The sequence below is a fragment of the Siminovitchia jepli genome (assembly GCF_047228825.1).
GTDB lineage: Bacteria > Bacillota > Bacilli > Bacillales > Bacillaceae_C > Siminovitchia.
In genome coordinates this window covers 1-7761 of record NZ_JBFEGN010000120.1, presented here as the reverse complement: position 1 = coordinate 7761, position 7761 = coordinate 1, and the positions used below count along the sequence as shown (strand labels likewise).

6 protein-coding genes are annotated in these 7761 nt (G+C 42.8%); all 6 read right to left on the bottom strand.

Annotated elements, in window-relative coordinates; translation table 11 throughout:
• Positions 1-103 precede the first annotated feature (103 nt).
• On the bottom strand, positions 104-958 hold the full coding sequence (locus AB1L08_RS20635) for an STAS domain-containing protein (RefSeq protein WP_413066498.1): 855 nt from the start codon (positions 956-958) through the stop codon (positions 104-106).
• Between the two features lie 378 nt (positions 959-1336).
• Positions 1337-2776, bottom strand: coding sequence for a sigma-54-dependent transcriptional regulator (locus AB1L08_RS20630; protein ID WP_413066497.1), 1440 nt, complete (start codon positions 2774-2776; stop codon positions 1337-1339).
• 14 nt (positions 2777-2790) lie between these two features.
• Positions 2791-4449: an ATP-binding protein gene (locus AB1L08_RS20625; protein ID WP_413066496.1), complete on the bottom strand. Its 1659-nt coding sequence runs from the start codon at positions 4447-4449 to the stop codon at positions 2791-2793.
• 12 nt (positions 4450-4461) lie between these two features.
• Positions 4462-5610 carry an iron-containing alcohol dehydrogenase gene (locus AB1L08_RS20620; RefSeq protein ID WP_413066495.1) on the bottom strand — a complete coding sequence of 383 codons (1149 nt, stop codon included), beginning with the start codon at positions 5608-5610 and terminating at the stop codon, positions 4462-4464.
• A gap of 281 nt (positions 5611-5891) precedes the next feature.
• The gene (locus tag AB1L08_RS20615; RefSeq protein ID WP_413066494.1) at positions 5892-6503 is read right to left on the bottom strand and encodes a response regulator; all 612 of its coding nucleotides are present in this window, start codon (positions 6501-6503) and stop codon (positions 5892-5894) included.
• 1 nt (position 6504) lies between these two features.
• Positions 6505-7641 carry a sensor histidine kinase gene (locus AB1L08_RS20610; RefSeq protein WP_413066493.1) on the bottom strand — a complete coding sequence of 379 codons (1137 nt, stop codon included), beginning with the start codon at positions 7639-7641 and terminating at the stop codon, positions 6505-6507.
• Between the last annotated feature and the right edge of the window lie 120 nt (positions 7642-7761).

The following is a 7761-nucleotide window of genomic DNA, read 5'->3' as shown; positions in this document are numbered from 1 at the left end:
ACAGCACTTTAAAGGGTAAAGTTACTGAGTGGATTTTAACCACTTAGATTGTGTAACTGCGGGGCACACAGAAAAAAAGGCCGGGAGGCCTTCCTATTGATTATCATTGTTCAGCAACAATCAAAAATTCTTCCCCCAGCGCTTGCTGGAGTGAGCTGTATGTATCAATTTTGCTGAAATTCAATCCGAGCTGGATCGCTGTCTGAGCGATCTCAGGCCGAATTCCCGTTATTCTCGTTTGAATACCCAATAGATCAAGAATACGCGTCATATCGTATAATTGGTGAGCGACCATCGTATCGATGATGGTTACTCCTGACAAGTCAATGTACAAGCGGGCAATTCCGATATCCACACATTTTTTTGGAACAATTTCCGCGATCTTTTTTGCCCGGTATGTATCAATATCTCCTATTAATGGAAGCACACCCGTCTCCGAATTAATTTTAATGACCGGCGAACTCAGCTCGTCGATCAAATCAAGCTGTGCCGATAGTCTATTTGTCATTAATTTAAAATACATTTCGGAAAACTCGACATATAATTCATCAAATGCTAAATGAATGATCTTTCCCCATCTATGCAAATCATCCTTTGTTACCTCTTCATTTCTTATGGAAGTAAATTTTTTCACAAATGACCAGTAAATATCTCTTACTTTACTGAGTGCCCCCAGTACTTCGTGAATGGGCGTATTGCTTTGGATCCGGCTTTCGGCAACGATGCGGGCCCATTTGTCCTTGCTTTCCTCAAACTGTTTTTTATCCTCCAATAAACTGCATGCAACAGTCAAATTGGTTAAACGGTTTTGTTCCCTGAGAGTGTTTTCCATTCTTTCACCCGCATCTACCGAATAAATGGAACCTTCCTCCTTTATTCTAAGACCGAACCACTCATCGGATATAGCATCCAGATGATCAATTAAATATCCATACAACTCTATATCGATGTCGCCCATCTGGTAACCTCCTTTTATCAATATCTTATTATCTCTTATTATAGCATATGAAAAAAATGGAAATAGCCGTAAAAATGGCATGCATTACCATGAAAGTGTTCTCGATTTTTCCGGAACATTTAGCCTAAATTACGTGCTAAAAAACTTTTACTGTCTTCCCCTGAAACGAACCCCGGATGGGGATTTCTGTAAATAAAAAGATCCAAGAAATAACTTCCTTTTGTTGGCACCGGGAAGCCTTCAATTTGGACAGATGGAGAAGTTTGCGCCATCATTTAACAGCTTTAATAGCGAGTTTAAAAAAATGGAAAAAGGACAAATACATTTATAATTTGATTGGAATGGGAAAAAGCTCCCTGGGTCTCCGGAATTCACCGTTTATTTAATGGACGGCTGTCCTTTTTCATTCAATAAGTAACGCAGTTTTCTCATACTAATTTTTAATCGCTTTGCAGCGTCCTGCCGATCTCCGATAGTCTCCTTCAATACTTTTAATACGAAAGCCCTGCCCACCTCACGCTCAAGGTCTTTAACTTTCCTTAATAAGTATTCCATGTCGACTATTTCCTTTTTATTCCAAATATGAAGCATTTCCTCTGTCCAGCGGTTTATATACGCTTCAAAATCTTCTTCCTTTTGTTTTGTTATTCGTCCTATGGGAACCTGTGTTGACCTTAATTTTTCCGGCAAAAATGCAGGCGTAATCATATTTGTTCCGTCGTCCAAAAGGGTTGCGGCACGTTTGATGACATTGGATAGTTCCCGAACATTCCCGGGCCAGTCATATTGTTCCATCATGTGAATCGTTGCTTCACTTAATTGTGCCGCTGAACCCATTTTTTCCAGTAAATGATTGGCAATGAAACGAATATCCTCTTTTCTTTCCCTTAGAGGCGGAATAACTAATTTCACGACATCCAGACGATACAATAAATCTTCCCGAAAGGCTTTATTTTTGACGGCTTCACTTAAATCCACATTGGTGGCAGATATGATTCTCGTATTTGTTTTTTGAATAGTTTCGCCTCCGACCCTTATATACTCCCCTGTTTCAAGTACACGCAATAACTTGACTTGGGTTGACATAGAAGCTTCTCCGACCTCATCCAAAAACAGTGTGCCCTTGCCTGCAATTTCAAAGACACCTTTCTTTTCCTTCGCGGCTCCCGTAAACGCTCCCTTTTCATGTCCGAATAATTCGCTTTCCAATAACGTATCAGGCAGGGCACCACAATTTATTCCGATAAATGGCTGTCCGTTCCGTTCGCTTGCGTAATGGATAAAATGGGCAAACAGCTCTTTTCCCGTACCAGTTTCACCTTGAAGCAAAACATTGATGTTCTTTTTTGAAATTTTATATGCAAGGGTCAATAAACGATTCATTCTTTCATTTTTTTCCGTAATGATGCCGCTCATTTTTGCAAGCCTTTTAATCTCATTTTGCGCGGCCGCCATTTTGTTTTCCAATAAATGACCGACCATTTTTTCCAGTTCATTAATATCATCAAAAGGCTTTTCAATATAATCGCTTGCCCCGAGCTTAATGGCTTCGACCGCTACCTTTACTGTACTATAACCGGTCATGACAATGGTCCGGCATGCCGGCATCTCTTTGGTAATAACCTTTAAAATATCCAGTCCGTTTGAATCGGGAAGTTTTACATCAATCATTGCCAAGTCGTACTCACTTTCGGCAAGCAAATGGCGAAAATCTTTGCCGCTGTGCGCCACATCCACTTCAAAGCCCTTTTCTTTAAACAAGAAACTTAAAAAATTCCCAACTTCACGTTCATCATCTATAATTAAGATTCTTGCCATTGTATTCCCGCCCTTTATATTTCATCTTGATTTACAGGCAACATAAGGGTAAATTCACTCCCCTTGCCCGGCTCGCTTTTAACGCTGATGGTTCCGCCATGTGCCTGAGCAATTCCAAGGCTAACCGAAAGTCCCAGGCCAGTACCCTTTACTGCTTCTTTTGTCGTATAAAATGGATGAAAAATTTCCTTTAGATCTTTTTGGCTGATTCCGACGCCATTGTCGATGACGGAAAGACATATCAAATCCGGGCCGTTCTCCGTCCGAATAATGATTTCCTTGTCATTCGTACCCGCTTCATCCAATGCATCTTTTGCATTTAACAGCAAATTAAGAACAATTTGTTCCAGCTGCTGAAGACTGCCTTCGATATGCGGAATATCGCCATCCAAATCCACCTTCAACGAAATATGATTTTGGCGGATTTGATAACCGATCAGGCTCAATACTTGTTCAACCGCTTCGTTAATGGAGCAGGTTTCGAATAAATACTCATCCTGCCTGGAAAACGTAAGCAAGTTACGGATAATGTTCTGGCATCGTTTACTGCACTTAAATACATCTTCCAAAAGACCGTATACAGGATCACCGGCATTAAATCTCCGCATTATTAGTTGTGTGTTGCCGAGGATGGCCGTTAAGGGATTATTCAATTCATGCGCAACTCCTGCGGCCATCTCCCCAATTGCAGCCAATTTTCCGGACTGGAGCATCCTTGCTTCAAATTGCCGCTTTTCAGTCACATCTTTCATATAAGCAATGATCCCGTACATCACTTTCTTTTCATTAAAAATGGGGTATGTATGCACTTCGCAAATATATTGACCGAACAGCTTGATCTCCCGATAAGCCGTTTTCTTTGTGGTTACACTTTCATTAAAAGGGCTGTCCTCAGCCGGCTGGTTCCCATACAACAAGTCATTGAACGATTTTTCCACCATCTCTTTTTCGCTAAGGCGGAAAAAAGAATATGCCGCTCCATTGCACCGCAATATGTTTCCATTTAACCCGACCAGCATAATCGGATCTACAACAGCCAGAAATGTCTGCTCCCATTCCTTCTTGCTATTCAACACCTCATTGTACAATCGGACATTTTCAATACAGACTGCAATCTGGTCAGCCAGTTGCTGTAAAAAAGTATGATCTTCCTCTTCAAGAGTTGTTTTCTGTCCGCTTCCTAAACTTAAAACGCCGATAACATGTCCCTTGCCATAAAGCGGGAGGGCCAAAACTTGGGCTAATTTGAATTTCTCAAACGTTTCCTTTTCCGTAAAATCTCCTTTTTCAATTTCCTCCAGAGAATAATGCTGGAATGAACCGGATTCTATCACTTGCCAATAAAGAGATTTTTCCCTCGGAATGGAACTGCCGATCGCCAAATGTGAATAGCACTGCGGATATACATTTGTTAAGGTGAGCAATCCGTTTTGATACATTGACAAGCTAATTCTTTTAAAAGGAAAAATTTTTTGCAGCTTGCCCAATGTATTTTCCAGGATTTCATCGATCGTCATATCGATGTTAAAACTTCTCATAACCTCGTTGATGATTTCAAGTTGTGTATTTTTCTTTTGCATTTCATCAATCGTCTTTTTTAATTCTGTGTAATAGTTGATTTTTGATGACGTAACACCGACAAGCCGTTCAATCATTTGCTGTCTGTCCTGCATCTGGGTGTCCTCCTAAAGTGCAAGCTTAATAAGTCTTTCTACATCTGCAACTGTAATGTCTCGGGGATTTGTAATCATGCAGGCATCTTCAACAGCAACTTGGCCGATAATTGCTGCATCTTCTTCAGTTAACCCCATCTCTGACAATCTTTGCGGGGCCCCTATTTCAAGCGATAATTCTTTTACATAATCAATTGCTTTCCTCCCTGCACGGCCGGGGGACATTCCGTCAATGCTTTCGCCAAACAGTTCTGCCATCTGCATGAATTTTTTAGGTGTAGCGATATAGTTGAATTCCATGACATATGGAAGCAAAATCGCGTTTACCTCTCCGTGGGGTAGTTGAAAACGTCCCCCTATGGCATGGCTCATCGCATGAACCGCCCCAAGAATGGCATTCGAAAAGGCCAACCCGGCCTGGACACTGGCCATCGCCATTTTTGCCTTCGCCTCCTTATTCATTCTCGAAGCGACAGACGGACGCAAATACTCGGCTACGAGTGCAATTGCACTTTTTGCCTGGACGTCCGTTAACGGAGTTGCCGCAATGCTCACGAAAGATTCAATTCCATGGGCAAGCACATCCAGGCCTGTCGTTGCAGTTAAATGCGGGCTTTTCGTCGTTAATGTTTCAGGATCTATAATCGCAATATCAGGGACTAGTGATTTTGAAATAATGGTCATTTTTTTCTTTTTCTCTGAATCTATGATAATTGAAAATTGGGACACTTCCGATCCTGAACCGGCAGTAGTCGCCACCATCACCTGGGGAGGAAGCGGGAAAGTTATTTTATCCACTCCTTCATAATCGCGTATTTCCCCGCCGTTCGTTGCCAAAACAGCAACACCTTTTGCCACGTCAATGGCGCTTCCTCCTCCAACTCCTACAATGGCATCACACTCCTCCTCCAAATATTTTTGGGCGCCTTTTTCCACCTCGTAATCTTTCGGGTTGGTTGTCACTTCAGAAAAGATCACGTACGGCAGCTTCGCTTCAGAACAGCTGCCAATTACTTTCTCAAACCAATCAGCAGCCATCACTCCCGGATCGGTAACGATAAACACTTTCCTTGCACCCAGCCTGGCACAGCTTTCACCCACTTGGCTAATGGAACCGCTGCCAAAAATAAGCTCCGGCATGACAAACTTGTTGACCTTCATCCCTATCATCCCCCCGCTTTCTTTTTTTTATTATAACATCTCTGTTGCGCTTTTTTAGGTACTGATCGACTAGTGGGGAAAGATTGTGTGTTCGAAGGTTTATCCATCCGGATGCTTATTTCCCCTGTTTGCTTGACGATGGAAGGGCAAGCGCTGCATAATGCAAAATGTGCCAATCTATTCAAATATCTTGCCACTCTCCCAGTATACCTTCTTCAATAAAATGAAAAAGGGGGACCGATAACCCCCTGAAATTCCCTGCAAGCCCGCTCGGCAATAATTTACTTAAACCAGCCCTTCTCTTTGAATCTGGAAATCGCCTCAATCCGGTTGCCAACACCGAGCTTTTCTAGAATCGAAGATATATAGTTCCGGACGGTGCCCGGAGTCAAGTAAAGTTTCTTTGCAATCTCTTTCGTTGTTTTCCCTTCGGCAACAAGGGCAAGCACTTCGCTTTCCCGCTCCGTCAGCGGATTTTCCATCTCGTCTCCGTCACCGTAAGCGATGTCTATTAGTTCAGGGGCATACATGCGCCTTCCATCCATAATCAGCCGAATGGCAGATACCAGCTCTTCAATGGGGCTGTCTTTCAACAAATATCCGCGCACTCCCGCTTTTCGGGCGCGCTCAAAGTAGCCCGCCCGTGCAAAAGTGGTTAAAATAATGATTTTGCAGGGGCTGCCTTTCAACTCATCGGCTGCTTCCAACCCTGTTTTCACCGGCATCTCGATATCCATGATACATACATCCGGCTCCAGTTCTCTCACCAGTTCAACTGCCTCTTCCCCATTTTTTGCCTGGCCAACGACCTCCATGTCCTCTTCTATATTCAACAAGGAACCGAGTGCACCAAGCATCATTCCCTGGTCTTCGGCGATAACAACACGAATCACATTAATCAGCCTCCTTCACAATATGCTTCAAAACAACAGGAACCCGGATCGTCAACTTTGTGCCTTTGCCTTCCTCAACTTGAAGGGTCCCATTGACAAATTCAAGCCTTTCCCGCATTCCTCTTAAACCGTTTCCGCTCTGTGTATTTCCTTCATGTGCGATACCCATTCCATTATCCTCTATACTGATGACATATTCATTCGGCAATTGTTCGAAGGTAATCCAGCATGACGTTCCTTGGCTATGTTTCACAACATTTGTGACAGCTTCCTTCAGGCACATGCTTAATACATTCTCAACAATCCCGGGAAGTTGATGGAAGGAAGGATCGCCGGCAATGGTCAAGTCTATTTCAGCAGCTTTAAACATCTGCTTCGTCCTGACCAGCTCATCCTTCAACTTTGTTGCCCGGATGTCAGCGACAAGTTCTCTTACTTCCCTAAGTGCCGCACTGGCAGTCTGCCTGATATCCTTCAGTTCTTTTTGGGCGGAATGGGGGTCATGAAATATCAGCTTGCCCGCCAAATCACTTTTCAGGCCAATCATCGATAACTTTTGCCCCAAAATATCATGCAAATCCCGGGAAATGCGCTCCCTTTCCTCCAAGATCACCAGCTCGGAAATCCGCTCGTTGGCGTCCTCCAATTGATCCTCCAAATTCATGTTTTTATTTCGGTAATATAAATTGAACGGCAGCAGTACCGTCCCAAGGACAGAAATGAGAATAAAATGAAATTGCGGGAGAAACAAATCAATCTCGATAAAAAAGCCTGCCACGATAGCGCCGACAGTAAATGCAATATGAAGCCCGTACATAATGAAAAAACCGACCGGATTTCGGATATTGCCAATGAAAAAAGCCGTAAATATAGATAAATATACATATCCAAACAACAGCGTCATCAAAACATTGATCACAATTTCAAAACTGATCCACATATAAACAAGACCGCTTTTGGATCTATAGGAAAACCGGTAGGATACAAAATACAATAATAACAACGATATACCGATGGAGATTTCAATCGGTGACGAGGATCTGAATATAAAAAAGAACGGAAAAAAGCAAAAAATAACCCACGCATAAATACTGATCCAGGGATTTTTCGGAAAAATGCTATACCAACTGCTCTGCATATCAAATCACCGCCTGTCTGATTGACTTATTATACCATGAATATAGTAGAGTAGGAGGAGGGCTTTCACCCTCCGACCCCTCGTCAAACCGGACGTGCGGATTTCCCGCATCCGGCTTTC